Consider the following 25,019-nt stretch of genomic DNA (forward strand, 5'->3'; position numbering starts at 1 on the left):
ACGCGTTCGCGTTCCGTTTCAAGTCCGAACCGGCGACGATCGCGCCGGGCCGCTTTACTTCTTCGCCAATTCCTTGGCCTGCTCGCGCCAGTCCATGATCTGGTCGGCGCTGAACGGCATATGCTCGTCGATCTTGGCGACATCCTTGTCGGACAGCTTGGCGATCTGGGCGAAGGTCGTGATGCCCTGCTCGTTCAACTGGCCGGCCGCAACCGGGCCGATGCCCTTGATCACGGTCAGATCGTCCGGCTCGCCCTTCGGCGCCTTGAACAGCGGAGCGGCGGTTTCGGTTGCCTTGGCCTCGGTTTCCTTCGGCGCAGCCTCTGCCTTGGCTTCCTTCTTCGGCGCGGCTTCAGCCTTCGCCTCGGCCTTTGCAGCAACTTCGGCCTTCGCCTCGGTCTTGGCCGCGGCCTTCTTCGTCGGCTTGGCGCCACCCAGCAGGATCTCGGCGATCCGCACGGTAGTCAAAAGCTGGCGATGGCCGATCTTGCGGCGCGAATTCTGCCGGCGGCGCTTCTTGAAGGCGATGACGGTGCGGTTCTTGCCCTGTTCGACGACTTCGGCGGTGACCAGGGCGCCGTCGACGAACGGCGCGCCGAACGTGACATTCTCGCCCTCGCCATGTGCGAGCACGTGGCCGATCTCGACGATATCGCCGACCTGGCCTTCGACTTTTTCGATCTTCAGGAGATCGTTGGCGGCGACGCGATACTGCTTGCCGCCCGTTCTGATGACTGCGAACATTTTTTGCCTTTCGCTGTTCGGTCGGCCTTGATGAACCGCTTCAGGCGGTTCGGCCGTCTTTTTGTCAGTCTGCGGGTTCAAAAAACAAGCGGCGCGGAAGAACCCTCCACGCCGATTGCGCGCTGTCCCTAGCCGAAGGTTGGCCGCAAGTCAAGGCAAACGGCCGACAGGCAAACGGCCGAAAGCAAGCCGGCGGATTGCCCAAGGCAAGCCGGTGGCGTTGGCACAAACGGCAGAGGTATCGAAGGACGAGCCATAAGGCCCGGAGAGAAGCCTGATATCAGGCAGATTGGCCCTTGTAACCTGTCCGCCCAGCCGTTATCTAGTGCGCCGCGCCGGCAACGGCGGACCATGACCGCGGAGAGGTGGCAGAGTGGTCGAATGCACCGCACTCGAAATGCGGCATGGGTGCAAGCCCATCGGGGGTTCGAATCCCTCCCTCTCCGCCAGTTTGCCGCCGATTGCCCTCTATAGTGCGATATAGCTGCCGATCACCGTCGGCGGCAGCATCGGTCGATCATGCCCTGATCGGTAACCCACAAAGCTACCGAGAGGAATCGCAACCTGATGAGTCAAACCGACGCAGACGTCACCAAACCCGATTCAGTTATCGATCCACATGTCCTAAGTCGCTAATGAGCGGGTCGCGGAAGGAGTGGACCTCGAACTCACTGCAGAAACGTCAACAGCCAAGTCGTTATTCAGACCTGGTCGTCCGGGCACCGGCAGAGAGACACGCCCCGACAAACTCGGCAGATTCCGCCAAGAAGTTGCAGGCGAAAACGCCCTTGAAAATCAGGAAATGGTATGCGTATATATGCGCATAATTTTTCCAGGGGAGTCAAATGACGATCAATCGACTGAAACATTTCCGGGTCCTGAATGCCGAGACCCAGACCCAAGCCGCCGAGGCGGCGGGCGTGACGCAACCGACGTATCAGCGGTGGGAAACCGGCAAGGCCGAGATCCCGAAAAGCCACCTTGCCAAGCTGGCAAAGCACTTCAAGACCACCGAATTGGAATTGCTTGGTCGGCACCCGCCGAAAAAGGCAGCGTTCTATGACGACGAAGCTCCGCTGGACCTGCAATATTACGGTGAGTGTGCGGTGCATTTCTGCGGCGGCGGCGAACCGCTGGTGCTTTCGATTTCGGAAGCGTCGCACGAGCAAGCCTATTGTGAGTTGCAGTGCGACAAGCGGTTCATCGTTATCAAGGACTTGGGCAACCGTACCGTGGCGATCCGGCACAAGGCGATTTCCGAGTTTTATTTTTCCAGTGAAGCATATGACACCTACGGGCCGGATCATGATGACTACAAACTGTCAACGCCAATCCAGATGCCTGACACCCGCGACTGGGCCATCGTCGAGGCCATTCGAGATGAAGAGGTTGCCGGAGGCGACTACACGTCGGATTTTGCAAAAGACGATGTTGAGCGCGTCCAACGCCAGATCATGATTACCGACGAGCAGTTCGATGAACTGGTCGCCAAGCGCGCGATCAAACCCGAGGACCTCGCGATTGAGAAGGCCGCGAGAGCGGCAGAAACCGATGAGATTGTGGCTCTAGCTCACACGGTCACGGTCCAGTTCTCGACCGGCAAGCGGCGGGAATTCGCCTATGTCGATTGCAACCTTTTCGAATGCATCGAGCCTCTGATTGATATCCATTACCCCTACAGCGGAAACGAGAACGACGAACCGAACATGATCCGGTTGCCGTATGAAGGCTATCATCGCACTGCGTTCTTCAACCCGGACGTGCTGGATTATATTTCGTTCCCGACCCACAAAATCGAAGAGGATGAAGTCGAGAGCTATGACGACGGGCTGATAGACGACGATGAAGCCAATAGTGACGATGCTATAGTGATCAAGCTGCCGAAGAACAAAAAGAGGGAGAAGGCGAAATGAGCGCGTCGGTTCAAAACTGACGGGGCTGCAATGAACGTTCACTCCTTGTTGCCGACGAGAAGGTGGTTTGCAGATTACGCGGCTTTCGTTGCTTGATCGGCACGACGGCGGAGCCTGATCAGCTCGTGTACGCCCAACCCAAAACCACATTTCGGCTTTATTTGGGTTGGGCATCGGGCGACATCCCCCATCAACCCAATAACAGCCCGTTTCCTGCCTTATAGCTCCGCCAGACCTTTGTGCACTCAGCTCAAGGGCCAAATGCCGTCGTCGAACTCGTTGGCGCCGAACCTTTGATCGGCGAGCACGGTGGCGATCTTCTTCCTGTGCATGCAGATGCGGCCGGAGGCGGACGAATCTGTTCACCTTCGGGACGAGCCTGCGCTATCCGATTGATGAATCTTCCTCATGACGACATGCGGATTTTGCCGCCTAATTGATCGCCGGCGTCGTCGCTATTCTATTTACACATTCGCAACACTGCCGCGCATGCCGAGGAATGGGCATGGCCCGGCAGGCCTGCGTCAGTTCAAGACGATCAAAGGAGACAGGCATGAACAAGCAGATCGGAATCGAGAGCACGGCGGAACCGCAGTCCAGTGTCGACTTTGGCAGGCGTGATCTCCTGAAGCTGACCGGCGCCGGCGTTGCCGCGCTCGGTGCGGCGTCGCTCTTCAACATCCCCTTCGCAAAGGCTCAAAATATGTCAAACAGCGCAAACAACTTCTACACCAGCGATCAGGTGACGCTCGAAAAGGTGGCCTTCAAAAGCCAATACGAGATGAACGTCGCGGGCAATCTGTTCATTCCCAACAACCTCGACCGCAATGCGCGCCATCCGGCGCTCGTCGTCGGGCACCCGATGGGTGCGGTGAAGGAGCAGAGCGCAAATCTTTATGCCACCAAGATGGCCGAACAGGGCTTCGTCGCCATGTCCATCGACCTGCCGTTCTGGGGCGAAAGCGAGGGCGAGGCCCGCCAGATCGTTTCGCCTGACGTCTACGCCGAAGCGTTCAGCGCCGCGGTCGATTTCCTTGGCACACGGCCATTCGTCGACAGAAGCCGCATCGGCGCGATCGGCGTCTGCGGCAGCGGCAGTTTCGTCATCAGCGCGGCCAAGATCGACCCGCGGATGCGCGCCGTCGCGACCGTCAGCATGTACGACATGGGGGCCGCCAACCGCGACGCGCTTAACCATTCGCTGAGCGTCGAGCAGCGCAAGCAGATCATTGCTGCCGCTGCCGAGCAGCGCTGGGGCGAGTTTGAAGGCGGCGCGGTCGAATATACCGGCGGCACTGTGCACGAGTTGACCGCCGACACCCATGCCATCCAGCGGGAGTTCTATGACTTCTACCGCACGCCGCGGGGTGAATTCACGCCCGCACGTGCAAACCCGCAGATCACCACGCATCCGACGCTGACCAGCAACGTCAAGTTCATGAACTTCTACCCGTTCAACGACATCGAGACGATCTCGCCGCGCCCGATGCTGTTCATCTCGGGCGATCAGGCTCACTCTCGCGAGTTCAGCGAGGATGCTTACAAACGAGCGGCCGAGCCGAAGGAACTTGTGTGGGTTTCCGGCGCCGGGCACGTCGATCTCTACGATCGCGTCGACCTGATCCCGTTCGACAAGCTGACCAGCTTCTTCAATCAGCACCTCTCCGCGTAGCGGCGAGATGGAGCCTGCGCCGGAGGGCGCAGGCTCTATCAGCATAGATCGGGAGATACCACAGCATGCTGAAACTATTACTGAGCTCCGCTGTTATCGCACTCGGAATGGTTGGACCTGCCATGGCTCAAGAGCGCATTCGCATTTCTTCGGATTGGGGCGAGGTCACAGCCGATCTCGCCGACAACGAAGCCGCAAAATCTCTGGCGCAGATGCTGCCGCTCACGATCGAGATGTCCGACCATCTCCGCCAGGAAAAGACCGGCAACCTGCCTTCCGCCTTGCCCGAACTGGCGCGGCAGCGCGACTTCTCTGTCGGCACGCTTGGGCTGTGGAGTTCCGATCATTTCGTGATCTACTACCGGAGCGGTCGCGTCCCGGCGCCTGGCATCATTGTGCTCGGGCAGGTCACTGGCGATGTCTCGATCTTTGACCGTCCCGGTCCCGTCTCTGTCCGAGTTGAACGCACCGACTGAAACGTGCGCAACCCGCTCGTAGCTGGTTGCCGGGCGAGCGGCGCGAATTGCATGAGCTGCCGCAAGTGAGGTCTCTGTATTTTGCTTTCGATTTATTCGGTATAATCGAGTTTTGTCTATCAGAAGGATTCATGAGTGCCGCGGCAGAATGTCAACGATCTGCTTGCGTTCCTGGCTGTTGCTCGGGAGCGTAGCTTTACGCGAGCCGCAGCCCGGTTCGGCATATCGCAATCGGCGCTAAGCCACACTATCCGTCAACTCGAAGCTCGCCTTGGCGTTCGCCTGCTCACACGCACGACACGCGCGGTAGCCCCCACAGAAGCGGGAGAGAGGCTTTTGGAGCGGATCGGGCCTCACTTTGACCAGATCGAAGTCGAGGTCGATGCCCTGAACGAATTGAGAGAAAAGCCCGCCGGAACCATCCGGCTATCGGCGCCTGACTATGCAATCAGCAGCGTCCTTTGGCCCAAGCTGAAACGCTTTCTCCCGAAATATCCCGACATCAAGGTCGAACTCCTGCTCGACAACGGCCTCACCGACATCGTAACGGAGCGCTTTGACGCCGGGATCCGCATGGGCGAGCTGCTTGCGAAAGACATGATCTCCGCTCGCATCGGACCGGATTTCCGGTTCGCGGTCGTCGGCGAAAAGTCCTACTTTGCCGAAAATCCCGAGCCGGAGAAGCCGCAGGACCTCGTGCAGCACAATTGCATCAACTTCCGTTTTCCATCGTCCGGGGCTCTTTATGTGTGGGAGTTCGAGGAGAACGGCCGCGAGATCAAAATTCGCGTCGATGGGCAGCTCGTCTTCAATAACATCTTTCATGTCCTGGACGCTGCGCTCGCCGGCCGCGGCCTCGGCTATGTTCCGGAAGAAATTGCCCTTCCTCACATCGCGAAAGGTCGGCTGGCCCGGGTCCTGGAAGGTTGGTCGCCATATTGGGATGGCTACCATCTCTATTATCCGAGCCGCCGGCAATCCTCACCTGCTTTCGTGGCCCTGGTCGATGCGCTGCGCCATCGCGAGTAACTATCGATGCCGCGGGCTTCGACGTTCTTGCCACTGAAAGCCACGCAACGAGGGCGACGACAACCGTCTTTACATCATGGCTCGCAAGAGGACGTGAACGGCCGAGGTTGCCATGTCTCAGTTAGGGCTGCTGTATTGCCGCGAGCTTCCAGTCGCCGCCGTTCTGGCGCGTGAAGGTCCACAGTTCGGTTGTTTCCGTCGGCCGATCGGCTTCGCCGGCGACGATCTTGCCGCTGGCGCGATCGCGCATCACGTCATGAGACTCGTAGCGCAAGGCAGCCGTCGCGTAGTCGCGACCGTCTTCCCGCCAGCTCTCCGCAATGTCGGCCTCCAGCAGGCTGACGTTCGAGACCTCGTTCCTGACGCCGTTTTTGGCATTGTCGGCAAGCTCCTCGGACAGGTACGACACCATCTCGGGGGTCGCCAGCCGGCGCAAGCCAGCATGATCTTCGCGCCCGAACGCTTCCTGAACCTCCGTCAGCCGCTGCTGGAATATGTCGAGGTCGGCCTGAGTCATTGTAATTTCATCGGAGGCTGGAGCCGTCCGGCCAAATCCAGACCCGATGCCTGGAATGGGGAAAGATGAGACGTTGTCCGCCTCGGGCTGGGCTGCCGCGTTTCGCCCAAAGTTCCCCATGCTCCGCGGAACACCGGCCATGGCGGGCGCCTGGTTGCGTGCCGATTGCGACCGGAAAAAGCGGATGATCAGCATGATCGCGCCGCCGATCAGCAGCCCTTGAAGCAGCAGCCCTAATATGCCGGCCAAGCCGCCGAACCCTTGGCCCAAAAGAAGTCCTATCAGACCGCCGAGCAACAGCCCGCGCATCATCGAACCGCCGAGGCCGTTGAAGAACCCTGGCCTCTGGGATGCCGGCGTCTGGCGGGCCGCACTGTTCGTTACGGTGTTGGGCGTCATCGAGCGCTCGACCGGCGCGGCCGGCTGTGGCGCCGTCCTGGTCGGCGGGACCGACTGGAAAGTGCGCGTGCCGCGACTGCCGAAGCTGCCGCCACGCCGCGCCTCAGCGTAATCGGCCGTGACCATGGAGAATGCCAGGAACAGTCCTGCAAACAAAACTGCAAACCGGCTCGAACGCGAAATCATCATGGCAAATCCCTAGGCGATACTCTTCGCGCTCATATGGGGTGCGCCGATCGAAATATCAGTGGCCCACCTTCCGTATTCGGCCATTGACGAGAATTCGCGGATCGCCTCGACTCCAGACACGGCCGCTGACGTGATCCTTCTGGCACCTTGTGCGTTGTCGCCTTTGGGCACGCCGAGGGAGACGAACCGTGTTTGCAGGTTTCACAGCGACCAGCTTGCAACTGGACGACACGACCATTTTCGCAAGGGTCGGCGGAACCGGTCCGCCGCTGCTGCTGCTTCATGGTTTTCCCGAAACGCATCTGATGTGGAGGGATATCGCCGTGGCCTTGGCGCCCAACTTTACGGTGATTGCCGCCGATCTTCGAGGCTATGGGCAAAGCGGCTGCCCGGTCTCCTCAGCCGATCATAGCCCATACGCCAAGCGCGCCATGGCCGGCGACATGGTTCAAGTCATGAAGCAGCTGGGGTTTGAGCAGTTCATGGTTGCCGGACATGATCGTGGCGGGCGGGTCGCCTATCGTCTGGCACTCGACCATCCCGATGAAATCTCCAAAGTCGCCGTCCTCGACGTCATCCCCACCGCCGCCGCGTGGGATAGGGCGGATGCCAGACTGGCTCTCGCCTTCTGGCCCTGGAGCCTTCTTGCGCAACCGGAGCCGCTGCCGGAGCGACTGATAGGCGCAGCGCCTGATGCCATCGTCGACAATGCGATTGCGCAGTGGGGGTCGCCGGCAGAAACATTCTCTGCAGAGGTCAGGGACGCCTATGTCGAGGCGCTTCGCGATCCCGTTCATGTTCATGCGATTTGCGAAGAGTATCGGGCCGCTGCGACGATCGATCGTGAACATGACGCGGCGGACCAGGCAAAAGGTGGTCGCATTGAGTGTCCGCTGCTGGCACTTTGGAGTAGCGAAGGCGGCCTCGAGACCTGGTATGCCGGGGAAGGCGGACCGCTGGCTATCTGGAGGAAATGGGCCGACAGAGTTGAAGGAAGACCCGTTCCAGGCGGGCACTTCTTTCCAGAAGAGCACCCTCGCCAGACCGCAGCGGTTCTCTCGAAATTCTTCGACGATAATGAGGGGAATGACGCCCAGGGCAGAGTGTTGTAGAGCTTCACATGCTTCAATTATGCAGTAGTACCTCGGGAACGCTTGGGATCGAGTATCTCTGTGGTATTCGCCCGTCCGGCGCCAAATCTGCTTGATAAAAGAATGAAAGCCATTTTTACAGCCACGCCTTTGATATGCAGCCTCGTCCTTGTCGGAGGTTGCGCATCGCCCTTCCACGCATCCTTTGACGCCGCAAAATACGACAAGATGAGCTGCGTCGAACTCAACGTGGCCATGGGCGAAGTCGCCAAGGAGATGTCAGCGACAGCGATCACTCGGGGCAAAGTCGCGAAAACCAGTATTCCGGACTGGCTATGGGGCGCCCGGCGTGTCGCCTCTACCGTCACTGCCCGCCAGAGCGCGAGAATCGAACGCTTGCGGCAGCAGCAGGCTGCGATTGCAGCGGTGAGACGAAGCAGGTGCTGATTGCGGCGCCGGCGTGAGAGCCTGCTGCCGAAGGCCGAAAATGATCGATTTCGCAGGACATGGCATTGGAGCCGAGGCTCGACGGCTCCGTGAATTCGATTATCCTCACCGTCACGGCTTCAGTCTCGGCGACACGGCCAAACCGAGGAAAACGAGAACGGCCTGGTTGAGGCGCAGGATGTCCGCGTCGTCTAACCGTCCGATATTTGCGCCGATCTTGGATTTCGGGACCGTGGTGATCTTGTCCACCATCAGTCGGCAGACGGCGAGCAGCCCGTTCCGCTCGTTCGGTTCGATGGCCAGACGGAACAATGGCGCGTCCGTCTCGTCGGTCGTGCAGCCGCAGATGGTGATCGAATCCGTCGCATCGAAACTGTCATCCTGGATGATGACGACAGGACGCGGTTTGCCGGCGTAATCCTTGCCGCCGGCGACCGTCCAGATATCGCCACGCTTCATTCATCACCCCAATCCGATATCGCGTCGATGAACGCCTGATCCTCGCGTGCATGGGCGCTTGCCGCGACCGCTAGTGACTGGCGATGCGCTTCCGAACGGAAGCCCGGCGCACGCACGTCCGGCACCCAGATCTGTATCGGACGCAGACCTTGCCGGCGCAGACGTTCACGATGTTCCCGCACCTTCATGCCCGAGGACTTAGGCTTCGATGCCGAGGCCATGAACGATTCTCCCTGCTAGTGGTTACATGTAACCTATTGCAGAGGGCGAGCTTTGACCAGTCCTCATCGGAAAGCCCGCACCGGGCTACGACAACGGCTGTGACTTGCTGCTATTGCGTGCCATGTTATCCTATTGGCTTCAGCCGTTCGATGAAGCGCCCCTTTCGGATATGCCGTTCGCGGATCGCCTGCAGCCGGCGGGCGAAGTCGCCAATCGTCCCCCGCTCCTCGGCAATCGCCTTGAGGTCGAGCAGAAGACCGGCGGCCGTATCGTAGCCGGAAGCGTTGCGGCGGTCGATTTCGGTCTCCACCTCGCGCCATACGGTTTCGCCGCGCCGCATGATCGCATCGAGCCGGGCGCGGCGAGCGCTTAGCTCTTCCGCCTCCCGCCGTTTCCTTTCAGCCTCCCGCCGCTCGCTTTGCTCGCGCTCGCGAGCCTCGCGGATCGCATCGGCACGGGCGCGCAATTCGCCGGCCGAGCGCGGAGCGACGGCAGGTCGAGCCGCCGAGGCTTGCAACGCCTGGCGATCCCGAACGAGCGCCCGAAGCTCGTTTCCCACATGCGGATCGCCCTCGGCCAGTCGAGCAAGCAGCGTCGTTTTTTCATGATCAGGCAAATCGGCAACGGAACGACGGATGACATCCGATGACAATGGGTCCCCCGCCGTCGTGCCGGCGGGACGTTCGGCCGCCGCCTCGACGAGATCGGCATCGAGACGGAAGAACCGCGCGAATGCGTCGAGCGCGCCAGTCATCGGGCCGATCCCCGGCAACGGCTCCGCCTCGTCCGGCTCGATAGAACCGGCCTCGACCGCCATCAGCCACAGCAGATAGAAAAGCCTCAGGTCGCCGCCAAGCACGTCGGCGCGCAGCGGCGCCAGCGCTGCGAGCCAGCCCGATTCGTCGTCCCAATAGTCCTCGAGCTCCAGTTCCTCGCACAGGATGTCGACGATCCAATTTTCACCCGCTGTCGTGACATCGACGCAATCGACCGAGTGGAGAAATCCGTCGAGACGCCGCCGATCGACCAGCCGCTTCGGCAGACGGATCATCAGGCGGTACGTGCCCCAATTGGCCAGATAGAGATGGAGATCGAACCAGCGCTCCATCAACTGGACCGGGTCGCCTTTGAAGTCGCCCCACTCGTAGGAATTCGTGAAGCTCGTGGCGGTGATCCGCGCTCGTGTCGACAAATCGCGCAAGACCCGGCGATCCGCTTCGCCGAGCGGACGGTCGACCGCCTGAAACTCGTAATACTGGTATTCGCTCATGACCGCTTTCGCTTGGCTCTGTAATGGCCGACACCGACACCGCAAGCAGGCCGGCGATAGCGATTCAGACTGGATGCAGAATACCGTCCGTTTCGAGAATGCGAAGCGCCTCGACGAGCGTCTCGCCGGCGTAAAGCCGCCACCATTTACCCGTGAGCCGCATCCAGTAGATATCGAATTGATCTGGCCCCACGCGATCGATTCTGGCGAAAGCCGCGTTGAACTCCTCGCCGCGATTGTGTTCCATGCCCGACCGGTAGCGCTGGATGAAGCGGTATCGACCAGCTGCCCAGAAGCCGAGGATATCGACCATGTAATTCCATTCGGTCGGTCGGATCTGGGGCAGGACCCGAGGTTTCAGGACGTCACGGATCAACGTCTCGCAGGCCGCGACGATTGCTTGTTTTTCCCGCTCGTCGGCCACGGCCAGCCTTCCGGCATGCGCCGCGATGACCCATTGTTTCCTCTTGGTCACCGGCCTTGATCCACCCTTGCGTCGCTGATTTATCTCATATGCGGATAGCGATATTCTGCCGATTCACGGGAGAGCAGCAAGCATGAAACCGGACCAGCGGGCAAGAAAATGGATCGCCAAGAAGGCCAAGCTGGGCGTGCGCAGTTACCCCGTCGGCACCATCGCCTTCTATGGCCCCGATAACCTCCGCGCCACGAAGGTGGCGGTGGGTATCGTCCCCGCCCCTCAATCCGAGGCGACGATCCTGCGTCGCTGGTTTGTCGAAACCGGCGACGTTCGGAGGAGCGATACGATCTTCGCCGAGATCGCCGCGTTGTTGCGCGGGCATGGGGTGCATTCCGTAGCGATGGTGGACGGAATTCTCGGCTGTCCGCACGAGGAGGGAATCGACTATCCGGAAGGCGGCACTTGCCCGAACTGCCCGTACTGGGCAGGGCGAGATCGTTGGACAGGCGAGCTCGGTAAGAACTGATGCCCGACAGGTGGATCGTGGGCCATAAAAGGACACTTCATCCCGCACGGTCCATCGTCAGCGTAATGGACAACCTCAGACCGACACACCGGATTGGTGCGCAGCGATTGCGCCAAGGAATATCTCGCCGAATTCCCTGAGCTTGGCGGCGCCGACGCCGTTGACCGCGGCAAAGGCGTCGAGGTCGCGCGGGCAGCGTTCGGCCATATCGATCAATGTACGATCGGAGAAAATCACGAAGGCCGGCACCTGGCGCTCCCGGGCGAGTCGCAGTCGTACCGACTTGAGCGTGGCCAAAAGCGCGGCATCCAGGTCTTGCGTGCCCGCGGCAACGTCCGGGGTGGGACGTGTCTTGCCACGCGATGCGTGCCGCGGCGCCTCTACGCGATACCGGAACGGGACCTCGCCGCAGGCCAGCTCACGGCCCTTTTCGGCGATGGCGAGGCCGCCATGGCCGCCTGAGTCCAATGTCAGAAACCCTCCCGCGACGAGCTGGCGGACCAGGGACAGCCAGACATTCTTCTTGTGCGCCACACCGGTCCCGAAGCTGGCAAGTCTGTGGTGGTTCCTGGCCAGGACCTTCTCGGTTTCATGGCCGAGCAGAACATCGACGATTTGGGCAGCACCGAAGCGCTCGCCGGTTTGTGCGATGGCAGCGAAGACGATCCGTGCCTCCGCCTCGCCATCCGCATGCGGCGTCTGGTCAAGGCAGTTGTCGCAATTGCCGCAAGGCATGGCTGATTCGCCGAAGTAGCCAAGCAGGATCTGGCGACGGCACTGGGCCGTTTCGCAATAGCCGATCAGCGTATCGAGCCGGCCATGCGCGCGTCTTTTATGCTCCGCCGGCGCGTCCTCGTCGTCGATGAAAAGCCGCCGCATGCGGATATCGCCGAGACCGAAGAGCATATGTGCCTCGGCAGCCCGCCCGTCGCGGCCCGCGCGCCCGATTTCCTGATAATAGGCTTCGAGGCTGCCCGGCAGGTCGGTGTGGAAGACATAGGCGACGTCAGGCTTGTCGATCCCCATGCCGAAGGCGATGGTCGCCACCATCACGACACCGGACAAGGTCATGAATGCGTTTTGATTCGCTTCACGCGCGTCCTTGCTCATGCCGGCATGATAGGCCAGGGCGCGCACGCCGTTCTTCTCGAGGAACGCCGCCATCTCTTCCGTCTTCTTGCGCGACAGGCAATAGACGATCCCGCTGCGGCCGGCATGACGCTGCACGAAGCCCAGCAATTGGCGCTTGCTGTCCTGCTTGGCCTCGATGCCGAGCTTGATGTTCGGCCGGTCGAAACCCAGCACCAGAGTTTCGACGCGCCCGGCGAACAGCTGTGCGGCGATATCGGTGCGCGTCGCCTCGTCCGCTGTCGCCGTCAGCGCAATGATCGGCACATCAGGGAAAATGTCGCGCAGCCGCGACAACTCTTCATATTCGCGCCGGAACGCCGGGCCCCATTGGGAGATGCAATGCGCCTCGTCGACAGCGATCAGCCGGATATCGAGCCTGGCCAGCGCCTCGAGCATCCGCGCGGTCATGACCCGCTCCGGCGCAAGATAGAGCAGGCGCGTCTGGCCTGCCGCAACGCGGCGCCATGCGGCGACATTGGCATCGCGGTCGAGTGAGGAATTGATCGTATCGGCGGCCACGCCGGCAAGACGCAATGCGGCGACCTGGTCCTGCATCAGCGCCACCAGCGGCGAAACGACAATGGTGAGCCCGCCCAAGACCAGCGCCGGGACCTGATAGCAGAGCGATTTGCCGGCGCCGGTCGGCATGACAGCCAGCACATGACGCCCGGCCAGCAGCGCCTCCGTCACAGCGTCCTGGCCGGGACGAAAATCGTCGAAGCCGAACACGTCCTTCAGGACGCGGCGCTTGGGATCCTCCGCCGGGACGCTTGCCGCCGCTACCTGCATCAGGGAATTACTATGTTCGGCGCCGCCCAAAAAGAGAGCGGGCTCAGGGACTGCGACGACATCTCCCTGTCGAATCGCCAGCTGACGGCCTTGACCTCGGATTCGAATATTCGATCACCCCTCAAATCCCGTCTCCGTCGGCGCCGTCTGAAAGAATATCTCCCTCATTGGCGGATATGGGATCGTGATTCCAGCCCCTATTCGCTTTGGCTGTGAATAACGCGTCGGCCTGGGCGCCGGTTAATCCTATCTTCACCATAATTCGGCAGGTTCAGGTTCTGCGGTGATGTTTTGAGTACCGCGGCGCACAAGCGCCCAGGCAACCCGCCCGCGTCTCTCCGGAGGCGCGGGCTTTTCGTTTGCGGGATGTGCTGGAAGGAGGCGGCGAAAACAGGCGATCCTGCTCTTCGGGCCGGACACACGCCGCAATGACCTGCGTTCGCTCGCCCTCAGTCGATAAAATCGGCGCGGTGCGGGGTAAAGCTGTCGACGAGGCGGCCGGCCTCGAGCGCCTTGACGCCGTGGACCAAATTGCAAGGGACGATGAAGCTGCTTCCGGTTTCCAGGATCTCGGTCCTGCCGTCGATGGTGACCTCGAAGCGGCCTTCGGCGACGTAGCTCGCCTGGACATGCGGGTGCGAATGCAGCGCACCGACACCGCCCTTGTCGAAACCGAACTCGACCATCATCAATTCGTCCGTGTGCAGCAGCACACGCCTGCGATTGCCGTCCGGGGTCGGCGTCCACGCGCCCTCGCCGGCGTGCGAAAAGATCTTCATTCCGGTCATTGCCAAATCCTCGTCATGGCCTCATCGCGCCAGCCAGCCGCCGTCCACCGGCACCACCGCGCCATGCATGTAGTTTGACGCCGGCGCCAGCAGGAAGACGGCCGCGTCGCCGATGTCTTCCGGCCCGCCCCAACGCCCGGCCGGAATGCGCGCCAGAATGGCTGTGCTGCGGTCTGGATCGGCACGCAGCGCCTCGGTGTTGTTGGTTTCGATATAGCCGGGCGCAATACTGTTGACGTTGATGCCTTTCGACGCCCATTCGCAGGCGAGCAATCGCGTGATGCCGAGCACGCCGTGTTTCGAAGCGGTATAGGAGGCGACGCGGATGCCGCCCTGGAAGCTCAGCACCGAGGCTATGTTGACGATCTTGCCACGCCGTCCGGGATCGGCAAGCACGCGCCGGGCAAAGCTCTGGCTGAGAAAAAAGACCGTCTTCAGATTGACGTCTATGACGTCGTCCCAATCGGCTTCCGCCAGATCGACGGCGTCGGCGCGCCGGATGATGCCGGCATTGTTGACCAGTCCGTCGAGCGGCCCGGTTTCGTCCCAGATGCGATCGAGCATTGCCTGGGCGGCGGCATGATCGGCAAGATCGCAGTGCACCGCCTCGAAGCGTCCGCCCGCCGCGGCGATCTTTTGCGCGGTCTCGTCCATCGCCGAACGGCCGACGCCGACCACAGCACCACCGGCGCGCGCGATCGACAGCGCGATGCCTTGGCCGATGCCGGTGTTGGCGCCGGTGACGAGGATGCGTTTGCCGGCCAGGCTGAAAGCCGAGAGGTCGCTCACCGCAGCTCTTCCATCGCTACCGGATCGACATCGGTGTAGTCGACATTGTCGCCGGCCATCGCCCAGATGAAGGCGTAGTTGGAGGTGCCGGCGCCCGAATGGATCGACCACCCCGGCGACAGCACTGCTTCTTCATTGCGCATGACGAGATGGCGTGTCTCGTCCGGTTCGCCCATGAAATGGAACACGCGCGCCGCCTCCGGCAGGTCGAAATAGAGATAGGCCTCCATGCGCCGGTCATGCACATGGCACGGCATGGTGTTCCAGACCGAGCCTGACGCAAGCTGGGTCATGCCGACGACGAGCTGGCAGGTTTTCACGCCTCCGGAATGGATGAACTGGAAGATCGAGCGTTCGTTGCAGGTCGCCTGGTTGCCGAGATCGAGCCGCTTGGCATCGCCGATGCGGATCAGCTGGCTTGGATGGCTCTGATGCGCCGGCGCGCTGAGCAGATAGAACTTGGCCGGCTCCGCAGGATTGGCTGAGGCGAACGACACCTCGTTGGCGCCCATGCCGAGATACAGCATGTCGCGCGGCTGCAGCTCGTAAGACTGGCCGCTCGCCTGCACGATGCCGGCGTCACCGATATTGACGGCGATCATTTCGCGGCGATCGAGAAAATTCTTTGTCCCGGTCGGCTTGATCGCCTGCAGCGGCAGCGGGGTGCCCGCGGGCATGGCGCCGCCGACGATCATGCGGTCGTAGTGCGTGTAGGTCAGGCCGATGCGGCCCGGCTGGAACAGGTCTTCGATCAGGAAATTGTGACGGAGCTCGTCCGTCCCCATCGCCGCAGCAGTGACAGGGTCGATTGCGAAGCGCGAGGTGAAGTCCGTGTGGTTTTCAGTGTGATTCATTGCTGTCCCATTGGGCTGCCTCATTGATCATTCGGTTGCCGCGGCCTTGACCGAATCGGCATAAAAAATCTGACGTGCGTGCAGGCGCTCGCGATAGCGCTGCTGGCTGGCGCTGAGATGGGCGCGCATGGCCTCGCGAGCGGCCTCGGCATCGCCTGATGTAATGGCGTTCAGGATCACCAGATGCTCGCCTTGCAGCCCACGCTGATAGGCGTCGGACTGGGCGAGTTCGGTGGACCACGGCGACGTCACGTCACAAGGAATGGCGCGCCGGCCGAGAACGTCGAGCATCTCGACATAGAACGGATTGTTGGTGGCGCTGGCGATCGCGCGGTGGAAGGCAAGGTCGGCCGGACCTGTCGGCTCGCTGTTCAAGAGCAGCCGCTCGAACTCGAAGAACGCCTCCTGGATCGCTGCTTCCTGCGCGGCGTTGCGACGGATAGCGGCGAGACCGGCGGATTCGATCTCGATCGCCAACCTGACTTCGAGCACGTTGAGGGCGATCGAATCCTTGCTGCCCATGTCCGCGGCCAGCGTGCCGAACATCGTCGAGATGTGCTCGGTGACGAAGACCCCGGCGCCCTGGCGCGGCTCGACCAGACCATCGGCGGCAAGCTTGGCCAGCGCTTCGCGGATGACGGTGCGGCTGACCCCGAAGGTTTCGGTCAGCTGGCCCTCGGTCGGCAGCTTTTGGCCCGGCTGGATCTCGCCCGCCTGCAACTGCTTGCGGATCGCCGCGACCACGGTCTCCGACAGCTTGGGCTTGCGTTCGATCTTCAGGCTGATCGCCGTATCCGATGCCATTGCCAACCCCTATTTGAAGACGCTCGGCAGCCACAGCGAGATGGCCGGAATGTAAGTGACGAGCCCCAGCACCAGGAGGCCGGCCCCATAGAACGGCCAGATCGAGCGCATCGCTTCCCAGACGGATATCTTGCCCACTGCGCACGCCACGAACTGCACCGCGCCAACCGGCGGCGTGTTCAGCCCGATGCCGAAGTTGAGGATCATGATGACGCCGAAATGCACCGGATCGACGCCGTAGGCCTGCGCCACGGGCAGGAAGATCGGCGTGCAAATGATGATCGTCGGCCCCATGTCCATGAACGTGCCGAGGAACAGCATCAAGAGGTTGAGCAGGAGAAGCACGACCAGCGGATCTTCCGAGATCGCGTTCATCGAGGCTATCAGCGCTGCCGGCACCTTCAGGAAGGCCATCAACCACGAGAACGCCGCCGCCATGCCGATGATGAGCAGCACCATGGCCGTAGTGCGCACGGCACCATGGGTGGCATGAACGAAACCTTCCCATGTCATCTGCCGGTAAACCAGGACAGTCACGAGCAACGCATAGATGACGGCGATGCAGGAACTCTCGGTGGCCGTGAAAACGCCCGATCGCACGCCGCCGAAGATGATCGCGATCAGCAGCAGGCCGGGCACCGCGACAGCGAAGAGATGCGCGACCGCGGCGAAGCCCGGAAACGGCTCGGTCGGATAGCCGCGGGAGCGCGCCACGAAATAGGCGGTGATCATCAGTGCGAGAGCCAATAGCAGGCCCGGGATGATGCCGGCGGTGAATAGGTCGGCGATGGAGATCTTTCCGCCTGCCGAGATCGAGTAGATGATCATGTTGTGCGACGGCGGCAGGAGCAGTGCGATCAGCGCCGCCATCGAGGTGACGTTGACGGCATAATCCGCTCCATATCCACGCGCCTTCATCTGCGGGATCATCAAGCCGCCTACGGCCGCTGCCTCTGCCACCGCGGAGCCGGAAATGCCGCCGAACAGTGTAGCGGTTGCGATGTTGACCTGCCCGAGGCCGCCACGCATGTGGCCGACGAGCGAGCCGGCGAAGGCAACGATCTTACTGGCGATGCCGCCGCGCACCATCAAGTCGCCGGCGTAGATGAAAAACGGAATGGCCAGCAGCGAAAAGACGCTCATGCCGGAATTCAGGCGCTGGAACACGATGAGCGGCGGCAGGCCCATGTAGAGGACGGTGGCAAAGCTTGCGACGCCGAGGCAGAAAGCGATCGGCGTGCCGATAAGCATCAGGACGGTGAAGACGCCAAAGAGTATCCAGAGTTCCATGGCGATCAGACCTTCACGTTGGCTGTGTCGAGTTCGGCTGCGACTTCCGCGGGCGGCAGTTCATCGAGCGTGTCGTCGATCGGCGCACCGGAGAGTCGAAGCACGATGCGCTCCAGCGTGAAGAGCACGATGAGCGCGCCTCCCGCGACAAGCGGGACGTAGTCCCAGCCTCCGGATATGCCGAGCGACGGCAAGGTGGCGCCCCAGGTCAATGCGACCAGCTGGCTGCCGTACCAGATCATGCCGATGCCGAAGGCGAGCGCGACGAGGTCCGAGATCATTCTCAGCCAACGCTTGCCGCCTTTCGGCAGCACGTAGAGCAGGACGTCGAAGCCGAGGTGATAGTTCTCGCGCACCCCGACCGCAGCGCCGAGGAAAATGAACCAGCTCATCAGCATCACCGAGCCCTGCTCGGTCCAGCTCGGCGAGCGGTTCAGAACATAGCGGCCGAACACCTGCCAGGCGACGAAGGCGGTCATCACCACCAGCCCGACGCCGGCAATCCACAGCGCCGCCGTGCTGACACGCGACATCACCCGCGCGATGCCGGACAGGGGCGGTCTCTGTTCTGAGCTGGAGGTCACCGGTTCTCTCCGCAAGAGGATGGCGGCGCGGAATGCCCGCGCCGCCGCTTGATCACTGCACGGCCTTGATGGCCTCGACCATCGCCTTCAGCTTGTCGTCCTTGACGTGCTTTTCGTAGACCGGGCCCATCGCGTCGATGAAGGGCTGCTTGTCCGGCGTCGTGATCTGGGAACCGGCCGCCTCGACCTTGGCACGCGATTCCTTGACCTTGGCGGCCCATAGCTCTCGCTGCTTGGCGACGCTTTCCTTGGCCGCCGCCTTGAAGATCGCGTGGTCTTCCGGCGTCAGCTTGTCCCAGCTCGACTTCGCCATGACGAAGGCTTCCGGCACCATCGTGTGCTCGTCAAGCGAATAGAACTTGGCGACTTCCGCATGCTTGGCGGTGTCGTAGCTCGGAAAATTGTTCTCCGCGCCGTCGATAACCCCGGTCTCGATCGCCGAATACACCTCGCCATACGGCATCGGCGTCGCGTTGGCGCCGAGTGCCGCCACCATGTCGACGAAGATGTCGGACTGGATGACGCGGAACTTCATGCCGGCCATATCGGCTACAGAGTTGATCGGCTTCTTCGAATTGTAGAAGGAGCGCGCGCCGCCGTCATAGAAAGCGAGCAGCACCAGCCCGACCTGTTCGAACGCCGCCGCGATCTGGTCGCCGACCGCTCCGTCCATGGCCTTGTGCATATGGTCTTCCGAGCGGAAGATGTAGGGCAGCGAGGGCACGGTGGTTTCGGGGATGAGCCCATTGAACGGCGCCATCGAGACGCGGTTGAGGTCGATCACGCCGGAACGCACCTGCTCGATCGTGTCCTTTTCCTCGCCGAGCTGCGCGGAATGATAGACATCGACCGAATAGCGGCCGGCCGTGCGCTCCTTCACAAGCTCGCCAAAATATTTGACCGCCTCGACCGTCGGATAGCCGTCCGGGTGCGTGTCGGACGAGCGCAGAACCGTCTGGGCGCTTGCCGTTCCGGCCATCAGTGCGGCGGCCAGTAGCGTAGCTCCCGCCAGTCTAGAAAAATGCAGCATTGGTTTCCTCCCGTTTGAACGATGGCGGCAAGCGCCGTTAGATCCGGTACGCCTTTTTTGCGAGCGTATAGGCAAGTTCCTGCGCCAGCTCGTGCGCCTCGTCCTCGCGGAGCCGGTGCTCGGCGACGAGACGCGCAAGAAAGGCGCAATCGACCCGACGCGCCACATCGTGGCGAGCCGGGATGGATGGAAAGGCGCGGGTGTCGTCATTGAAGCCGACGGTGTTGTAGAAGCCTGCTGTTTCGGTGGTCATCTCGCGGAACCGGCGCATGCCCTCCGGGCTGTCGTGGAACCACCAGGCCGGCCCGATCTTCAGTGCCGGGTAGACGCCGGCGAGCGGCGCCAGTTCGCGCGCATAGTTGGTCTCGTCGAGCGTGAAGAGGATGATGGTAAGGTCGCGCTCCAGACCGACGCAATCGAGCAGCGGCTTCAGCGCCGTCACATAGTCGGTTCTGGTCGGGATATCGAAACCCTTGTCTCTGCCGAATTTCTGGAAGACGGAAGGCGAATGATTGCGCCAGGAGCCGGGATGTATCTGCAGGACCAGCCCGTCGTCGCGGCTCATCTTAGCCATTTCGGTCAGCATCTGGGCGCGAAACAGTTTTCGCTCACGCTCGTCGTCCGAGCCTCGGCGGATGCGGTTGAACAGTTCCTGCGCGGCGGCATCCGACAGATTGGCGGTCTCAGCTGTCGGATGGCCGTGATCCGACGCGGTCGCGCCGAAACTTTTGAAGAAGGCCCTTCTCTGGCGATGCGCATCGAGATAGCCGGCCCAGGTGCCGGTGTCGCAGCCGGTGATGTCGCCGAGCCGATCGAGATTGGCCGAAAAGCCTTCGAAATCGGGATCGACGATGGCGTCCGGCCGATAGGCGGTGACGACGCGGCCCTCCCAGCCGCTGTCGCGGATCATCTGGTGCCATCTGAGATCGTCGAGCGCGCCTTCGGTCGTCGCAATGACCTCAATGTTGAAGCGCTCGAACAGCGCTCGCGGGCGAAAATTCTCCCACTGCAGCAAGGTCGAGATCGTGTCGTAATGGCGGTCGGCGGTTGCGGTCGTCAGCGGCTCTTCGATGCCGAACAGATGGGCAAGCACATGATCGAACCACAGCCGCGTCGGTGTGCCGCGGAACAGATAATAGTGCTCGGCGAAGCGCCGCCAGATCGTCCTGCCGTCGGTCTCCACCGGTGAGTCGTCGAGCGTTGGCACACCAAGGTCCTCGAGCCGGACGCCCTGGCTGAACAGCATACGGAAGATGTAATGGTCCGGCACAACAAGCAATTGCGCCGGATCGGGAAATGCCTCGTTGAGCGCATACCAGCGCGGATCGGTGTGACCGTGCGGGCTGACGATCGGCAGATCCTTGACAGCTGCGTAGAGATCACGGGCAAGCGAACGCGGATGCGCCTCCGAGGGAAACAGCAAATCCGGATCGGTCAATGCGGCCACGTCGTTCCTCCCAACCTGGCCATCGGTAGGATCGGAAGGAAATAATGTCAACATACAAAAAATAGATTGTTGTATGATGACTTTAACGCAACGTCAGCCCATTGTGCGGGAACGAAACGGATGTTACGCCGCATGCCGGCCACGCCCGGCACGAGCTCGATCAGACCCATCGCACGATGACAGACAGACGCCTCTCCAACAGCACGCGGCAGGCATTGCCGGCCTCGGTCGCGGTCCCCGGATACGACCGCAACCGCGTCGTACCCGGCATCGTCCATCTCGGCGTCGGCGCATTCCACCGCGCCCATCAGGCAGCCTATGTCGACGACTGCCTGGCGGCGGGAGAGACGGATTGGGGCATTGTCGGCGTCTCGCTGCGCAGCGCCGACACACGCGACGCGCTGGCGCCGCAGGACGGGCTCTACACGCTGGCGGTCAGGAGCAGCGACAGCGAAAGCCTGCGCGTCGTCGGCTCGATCCTGTCGATGCTGGTGGCCCCGGAAGATCCGGGCGCGGTGCTGGCCGCGCTGACTGACCCGCGCACCTCTATCGTCACGCTGACGATCACCGAAAAAGCTTATCTCAGGGTGGCGGGTGGCGGACTGGACGCAGCCCATCCCGACATCGTCCACGATTTGGCCAACCCGCAAATGCCGCGAACGGCGCATGGTTTTCTGGGCGAATCGCTTGCGCGCCGCCGTGCCGCCGGTATCCAGCCATTCACCCTGCTGTGCTGCGACAATCTCCCCGCCAATGGCGCCACGCTGCACCGGCTGCTGGTCGAATTCGCCGCTTTGCGCGGCACCGATCTCGCCCGCCATATCGCCGACGAGGTGGCGTTTCCGTCGAGCATGGTGGATCGCATCGTGCCGGCGACCACCGATGCCGACCGGGCACGGATATCAGGCCAGCTCGGCGTCGAGGACGCCTGGCCGGTGATGACCGAGCCGTTCTGCCAATGGGTGGTCGAAGACGATTTCCCGGCGGGCAGGCCGGCCTGGGAAAGGTTCGGGGTCACCATGGTCGGTGATGTCGGGCCGTTCGAGGACATGAAGCTGCGCCTGCTCAACGGCTCGCATTCGGCGATCGCCTATCTTGGCCTGCTCAGCGGCCATGAGACGGTCGACCGCGCCTTCGCCGATCCGGCAATCCGGCAATTCGTCGACGGATTGTGGGCCGAGGCGATCCCGACGCTGCCGCCGGACGCCGGGCTCGACACGGCCGACTACACGGCCCAGCTCGCCAAGCGCTATTCGAACACCGCGCTTGCCCATCGGACGGCGCAGATCGCCAATGACGGCAGCCAGAAACTGCCGCAGCGCATCGTTGCCTCGGCCATGGAGCGGCTGAGCGGCGGTGCCCCGCCCGCCTATCTGATGCTGGTGGTAGCCGCCTGGATCGCCGCTTGCGAGGCGCGCGGCAAATCCTTGCCGGAAAGCCATTTCACCGACCCGCTCGACTTGGTCCTGGCCGCACTCGACACTCGGCATCTGTCGGCTGACGAAGCGGTGGCGGCGGTGTTCGACCTGGCCGGCTTCGCCAAGGGCGGTGCTGAGCGCCTGACGCTGATCGACCTCGCGGCCGCGCATCTCGAACGCCTGCGGCACGGCGGTGTGGCTGCTGCTTTCACAGCGCTGGGCATTGCGAGCGAATGACTGTTGGGCGGACCTGACACTAATCCGGATCAGGGGCTAAGGCGATGCAGAAACTTTGACGTTGGCGGGACAGCGCCCCCCTCTGTCCTGCCGGACATCTCCCCCACAGGTGTCCACAGGTGGGGAGATTAGCCGTCACTACGGCTTTCGCCAATCGCCAACGTCGCTGAGCGAGCGCCAGCGGCGAAGCTGCCAATCTCCCCCCAAGTGGGGGAGATGTCCGGCAGGACAGAGGGGGGCGCGAAGGATCGCTGCAGAACACTCATTCTGCGCGACCAATGGCATGTATCCCAAGAGCTGCTCTCCGCCTGGAATGGGTAAGGATACCCCTGCCCTCTAGGCCGGCAGTATCGCGCCTTCGAGTGTGGTGAGCTGGCTAAGGAACTGCTCGGCCTTGCTGCGCGTCTGGTCGTCCTTGGCGTCGGCGACGTCTTCCCTGGCTTCCTGGATACGGCGGGCCAGGTCGGCGCGGTCGATGTCGCCGACGGCTACCGCCGATTCTGCCAGCAGCGTGCAGCCCGCCGGAACAATGTCGGCAAAGCCGCCGAACACCACGTAGCGCTCTGCCTTGCCTTCCGCGGACTTCACCGTGACGACGCCGGGCTTGATCGTGGTCATGACCGGCGCGTGATGGGCCATGACGGTCATTTCGCCTTCGGCGCCCGGAATGATGACGGCTTCTACCTGCTCGGAAACCAGCAGGCGCTCCGGCGAGACCAGTTCGAATTTGAAAGATTCAGGCATGATCTATTTAGTGAGTGGTCAATAGTGAATAGTAAGTAGTGAAGGGCAAAACGCCCAAACCCGTACTTACTATTCTCTACTCACTACTCCCTACTCCCTATTCGCTTGATTATGCCGCTTCGGCCGCCAGGCGCTGAGCCTTCTCGACCGCTTCTTCGATGCCGCCGACCATGTAGAAGGCGGCTTCCGGCAGGTGGTCATAGTCGCCGTTGCAGAGGCCCTTGAAGCCCTTGATGGTGTCGGCGAGATCGACCAGCTTGCCCGGCGCGCCGGTGAACACTTCGGCGACGAAGAAGGGCTGCGACAGGAAGCGCTCGATCTTGCGGGCGCGGGCCACCGTCTGCTTGTCCTCTTCCGACAGCTCGTCCATGCCCAGAATGGCGATGATGTCCTGCAGCGACTTGTAGCGCTGAAGGATCGACTGTACCTGGCGCGCCACCTGGTAGTGCTCTTCGCCGACGACCATCGGGTCGAGCATGCGCGAGGTCGAGTCGAGCGGATCGACGGCCGGATAGATGCCCTTTTCCGAGATCGCGCGGTTGAGCACGGTCGTCGCATCGAGGTGGGCGAACGAGGTCGCCGGCGCCGGGTCGGTCAGATCGTCGGCCGGCACGTAGATCGCCTGCACCGAGGTGATCGAGCCCTTGGTCGTCGTCGTGATGCGCTCCTGCAGCGCGCCCATGTCGGTGGCCAGCGTCGGCTGGTAGCCCACCGCCGAAGGAATACGGCCGAGCAGCGCTGACACTTCGGAACCCGCCTGCGTGAAGCGGAAGATGTTGTCGACGAAGAACAGCACGTCCTGGCCCTGGTCGCGGAAATATTCGGCGACCGTCAGCCCGGTCAGGCCGACGCGGGCGCGCGCACCCGGCGGCTCGTTCATCTGGCCATAGACGAGCGCTGCCTTGGATCCTTCGCCGCCGCCCTTCTTGTTAACGCCGGACTCGATGAACTCATGATAGAGGTCGTTGCCTTCGCGGGTGCGCTCGCCGACGCCGGCGAACACAGAGAAGCCGCCATGCGCCTTGGCGACGTTGTTGATCAGTTCCTGGATCAGCACGGTCTTGCCGACGCCGGCGCCGCCGAACAGGCCGATCTTGCCGCCGCGGGCATAAGGTGCCAGCAGGTCGAGAACCTTGATGCCGGTGACCAGGATCTGCGCTTCCGTCGCCTGCTCGACATAGGTCGGAGCCGGCTGGTGGATAGAGCGCATCTCGATGCCGTCGACCGGGCCTGCCTCGTCGACCGGCTCGCCGATGACGTTGATGATACGGCCGAGCATGCCCGGGCCGACCGGGACGGTGATCGGTGCGCCGGTGTCATAGACGTCCTGGCCGCGAACCAGACCTTCGGTCGAGTCCATGGCGATGCAGCGCACGGTGTTCTCGCCAAGGTGCTGAGCCACCTCGAGCACGAGGCGATTGCCGACATTGGACGTTTCCAATGCGTTCAGGATCGCCGGCAGATGTTCGCCGAACTGCACGTCGACAACGGCGCCGATGACCTGGCGGACCTTGCCGGCCAAGCCAGTCTTCTTGATGGCAACGGTCGGCGCCTTCGCCGCGGCTGCCTTGGCGGGCGCGGCCGCCTTCTTGGCCGGAGCGGCTTTCGCTGCCGCTGCCGGAGCCTTTGCTGGTGCTGCCGCCTTCGCGGCGGTCTTCGGGGCCGCCTTCTGGGGGGTCGCTGCTTTCGCCATCGTCTTTACCCTTTTCGTCTCTTGTTTCTCACGCGATCCGCTCGAA

General features: G+C 62.2%; 26 protein-coding genes and 1 tRNA gene. 10 read left to right on the top strand and 17 right to left on the bottom strand.

What is annotated here, in order from left to right:
* Positions 1 to 54: 54 nt before the first annotated feature.
* The gene (locus tag AC0L3L_RS18915) at positions 55 to 744 is read right to left on the bottom strand and encodes a 50S ribosomal protein L21 (RefSeq protein ID WP_473638696.1); all 690 of its coding nucleotides are present in this window, start codon (positions 742 to 744) and stop codon (positions 55 to 57) included.
* A gap of 359 nt (positions 745 to 1,103) precedes the next feature.
* On the opposite strand from AC0L3L_RS18915, the gene AC0L3L_RS18920 reads away from it, so the two are divergent.
* From AC0L3L_RS18920 to AC0L3L_RS18945, 6 genes are all read left to right on the top strand, one after another.
* A tRNA-Ser gene (locus AC0L3L_RS18920) sits at positions 1,104 to 1,193 on the top strand.
* Positions 1,194 to 1,589: 396 nt separating this feature from the next.
* Positions 1,590 to 2,657 carry a helix-turn-helix domain-containing protein gene (locus AC0L3L_RS18925; RefSeq protein WP_473638697.1) on the top strand — a complete coding sequence of 356 codons (1,068 nt, stop codon included), beginning with the start codon at positions 1,590 to 1,592 and terminating at the stop codon, positions 2,655 to 2,657.
* Between the two features lie 30 nt (positions 2,658 to 2,687).
* Positions 2,688 to 2,753 carry a hypothetical protein gene (locus AC0L3L_RS18930; protein WP_473638736.1) on the top strand — a complete coding sequence of 22 codons (66 nt, stop codon included), beginning with the start codon at positions 2,688 to 2,690 and terminating at the stop codon, positions 2,751 to 2,753.
* A 457-nt stretch (positions 2,754 to 3,210) separates the two neighbouring features.
* Positions 3,211 to 4,329 (top strand): alpha/beta hydrolase, encoded by a 1,119-nt coding sequence (locus tag AC0L3L_RS18935; RefSeq protein WP_473638698.1) that lies wholly within the window; start codon positions 3,211 to 3,213, stop codon positions 4,327 to 4,329.
* A gap of 65 nt (positions 4,330 to 4,394) precedes the next feature.
* On the top strand, positions 4,395 to 4,805 hold the full coding sequence (locus AC0L3L_RS18940; protein WP_473638699.1) for a cyclophilin-like fold protein: 411 nt from the start codon (positions 4,395 to 4,397) through the stop codon (positions 4,803 to 4,805).
* 135 nt (positions 4,806 to 4,940) lie between these two features.
* Positions 4,941 to 5,834, top strand: a complete 894-nt coding sequence (locus AC0L3L_RS18945; RefSeq protein ID WP_473638700.1) for a LysR family transcriptional regulator — start codon at positions 4,941 to 4,943, stop codon at positions 5,832 to 5,834.
* A gap of 121 nt (positions 5,835 to 5,955) precedes the next feature.
* On the opposite strand, the gene AC0L3L_RS18950 is transcribed toward AC0L3L_RS18945, so the two are convergent.
* Positions 5,956 to 6,936: a Tim44 domain-containing protein gene (locus tag AC0L3L_RS18950; RefSeq protein ID WP_473638737.1), complete on the bottom strand. Its 981-nt coding sequence runs from the start codon at positions 6,934 to 6,936 to the stop codon at positions 5,956 to 5,958.
* A gap of 191 nt (positions 6,937 to 7,127) precedes the next feature.
* On the opposite strand from AC0L3L_RS18950, the gene AC0L3L_RS18955 reads away from it, so the two are divergent.
* Together AC0L3L_RS18955 and AC0L3L_RS18960 are read left to right on the top strand one after the other, a co-directional pair.
* On the top strand, positions 7,128 to 8,051 hold the full coding sequence (locus AC0L3L_RS18955; protein WP_473638701.1) for an alpha/beta fold hydrolase: 924 nt from the start codon (positions 7,128 to 7,130) through the stop codon (positions 8,049 to 8,051).
* Between the two features lie 102 nt (positions 8,052 to 8,153).
* A complete protein-coding gene (locus AC0L3L_RS18960; protein ID WP_473638702.1) occupies positions 8,154 to 8,477 on the top strand; it encodes a hypothetical protein in 324 nt (107 codons plus the stop codon).
* A gap of 111 nt (positions 8,478 to 8,588) precedes the next feature.
* On the opposite strand, the gene AC0L3L_RS18965 is transcribed toward AC0L3L_RS18960, so the two are convergent.
* The 4 genes from AC0L3L_RS18965 to AC0L3L_RS18980 form a co-directional block, all read right to left on the bottom strand.
* Positions 8,589 to 8,936 carry a type II toxin-antitoxin system PemK/MazF family toxin gene (locus AC0L3L_RS18965; protein ID WP_473638703.1) on the bottom strand — a complete coding sequence of 116 codons (348 nt, stop codon included), beginning with the start codon at positions 8,934 to 8,936 and terminating at the stop codon, positions 8,589 to 8,591.
* The gene (locus AC0L3L_RS18970) at positions 8,933 to 9,157 is read right to left on the bottom strand and encodes an antitoxin MazE family protein (RefSeq protein ID WP_165848737.1); all 225 of its coding nucleotides are present in this window, start codon (positions 9,155 to 9,157) and stop codon (positions 8,933 to 8,935) included. The genes AC0L3L_RS18965 and AC0L3L_RS18970 overlap by 4 nt, the downstream gene beginning before the upstream one ends.
* Before the next feature lie 125 nt (positions 9,158 to 9,282).
* Positions 9,283 to 10,428, bottom strand: coding sequence for a hypothetical protein (locus AC0L3L_RS18975; RefSeq protein ID WP_473638704.1), 1,146 nt, complete (start codon positions 10,426 to 10,428; stop codon positions 9,283 to 9,285).
* 64 nt (positions 10,429 to 10,492) lie between these two features.
* Positions 10,493 to 10,903: a DUF3024 domain-containing protein gene (locus AC0L3L_RS18980; protein ID WP_473638705.1), complete on the bottom strand. Its 411-nt coding sequence runs from the start codon at positions 10,901 to 10,903 to the stop codon at positions 10,493 to 10,495.
* Between the two features lie 82 nt (positions 10,904 to 10,985).
* Between AC0L3L_RS18980 and AC0L3L_RS18985 the strand changes: the two genes are divergently transcribed.
* On the top strand, positions 10,986 to 11,375 hold the full coding sequence (locus AC0L3L_RS18985; RefSeq protein WP_473486265.1) for a hypothetical protein: 390 nt from the start codon (positions 10,986 to 10,988) through the stop codon (positions 11,373 to 11,375).
* Positions 11,376 to 11,450: 75 nt separating this feature from the next.
* On the opposite strand, the gene recQ is transcribed toward AC0L3L_RS18985, so the two are convergent.
* From recQ to uxaC, 9 genes are all read right to left on the bottom strand, one after another.
* Complete coding sequence (gene recQ / locus AC0L3L_RS18990; RefSeq protein WP_473638706.1) at positions 11,451 to 13,295, bottom strand: DNA helicase RecQ; 1,845 nt, start codon at positions 13,293 to 13,295, stop codon at positions 11,451 to 11,453.
* A 449-nt stretch (positions 13,296 to 13,744) separates the two neighbouring features.
* A complete protein-coding gene (locus tag AC0L3L_RS18995; RefSeq protein ID WP_473638707.1) occupies positions 13,745 to 14,083 on the bottom strand; it encodes a cupin domain-containing protein in 339 nt (112 codons plus the stop codon).
* A gap of 21 nt (positions 14,084 to 14,104) precedes the next feature.
* Positions 14,105 to 14,872 carry a 2-dehydro-3-deoxy-D-gluconate 5-dehydrogenase KduD gene (gene kduD, locus AC0L3L_RS19000; RefSeq protein ID WP_473638708.1) on the bottom strand — a complete coding sequence of 256 codons (768 nt, stop codon included), beginning with the start codon at positions 14,870 to 14,872 and terminating at the stop codon, positions 14,105 to 14,107.
* Positions 14,869 to 15,726, bottom strand: a complete 858-nt coding sequence (gene kduI, locus AC0L3L_RS19005) for a 5-dehydro-4-deoxy-D-glucuronate isomerase (protein WP_473638710.1) — start codon at positions 15,724 to 15,726, stop codon at positions 14,869 to 14,871. The genes kduD and kduI overlap by 4 nt, the downstream gene beginning before the upstream one ends.
* A gap of 27 nt (positions 15,727 to 15,753) precedes the next feature.
* A complete protein-coding gene (locus tag AC0L3L_RS19010; protein ID WP_473638711.1) occupies positions 15,754 to 16,530 on the bottom strand; it encodes a FadR/GntR family transcriptional regulator in 777 nt (258 codons plus the stop codon).
* A gap of 9 nt (positions 16,531 to 16,539) precedes the next feature.
* Entirely contained in the window at positions 16,540 to 17,820 is a 1,281-nt protein-coding gene (locus AC0L3L_RS19015; protein WP_095495456.1) for a TRAP transporter large permease, read from the bottom strand.
* 5 nt (positions 17,821 to 17,825) lie between these two features.
* Positions 17,826 to 18,353 (bottom strand): TRAP transporter small permease, encoded by a 528-nt coding sequence (locus AC0L3L_RS19020; RefSeq protein WP_473638738.1) that lies wholly within the window; start codon positions 18,351 to 18,353, stop codon positions 17,826 to 17,828.
* Positions 18,354 to 18,456: 103 nt separating this feature from the next.
* Positions 18,457 to 19,434 carry a TRAP transporter substrate-binding protein gene (locus tag AC0L3L_RS19025; RefSeq protein WP_473638712.1) on the bottom strand — a complete coding sequence of 326 codons (978 nt, stop codon included), beginning with the start codon at positions 19,432 to 19,434 and terminating at the stop codon, positions 18,457 to 18,459.
* A 37-nt stretch (positions 19,435 to 19,471) separates the two neighbouring features.
* Positions 19,472 to 20,881 (bottom strand): glucuronate isomerase, encoded by a 1,410-nt coding sequence (uxaC, locus tag AC0L3L_RS19030; protein ID WP_473638713.1) that lies wholly within the window; start codon positions 20,879 to 20,881, stop codon positions 19,472 to 19,474.
* A 176-nt stretch (positions 20,882 to 21,057) separates the two neighbouring features.
* Here uxaC and AC0L3L_RS19035 point away from each other — a divergent pair, with 176 nt between their 5' ends.
* Positions 21,058 to 22,536 carry a mannitol dehydrogenase family protein gene (locus AC0L3L_RS19035; protein ID WP_473638714.1) on the top strand — a complete coding sequence of 493 codons (1,479 nt, stop codon included), beginning with the start codon at positions 21,058 to 21,060 and terminating at the stop codon, positions 22,534 to 22,536.
* Between the two features lie 336 nt (positions 22,537 to 22,872).
* On the opposite strand, the gene AC0L3L_RS19040 is transcribed toward AC0L3L_RS19035, so the two are convergent.
* Complete coding sequence (locus AC0L3L_RS19040) at positions 22,873 to 23,280, bottom strand: F0F1 ATP synthase subunit epsilon (protein ID WP_473638715.1); 408 nt, start codon at positions 23,278 to 23,280, stop codon at positions 22,873 to 22,875.
* Between the two features lie 109 nt (positions 23,281 to 23,389).
* Positions 23,390 to 24,973 (bottom strand): F0F1 ATP synthase subunit beta, encoded by a 1,584-nt coding sequence (gene atpD, locus AC0L3L_RS19045; protein ID WP_473525761.1) that lies wholly within the window; start codon positions 24,971 to 24,973, stop codon positions 23,390 to 23,392.
* Between the last annotated feature and the right edge of the window lie 46 nt (positions 24,974 to 25,019).

It is taken from the genome of Mesorhizobium sp. WSM4849 (assembly GCF_055811385.1).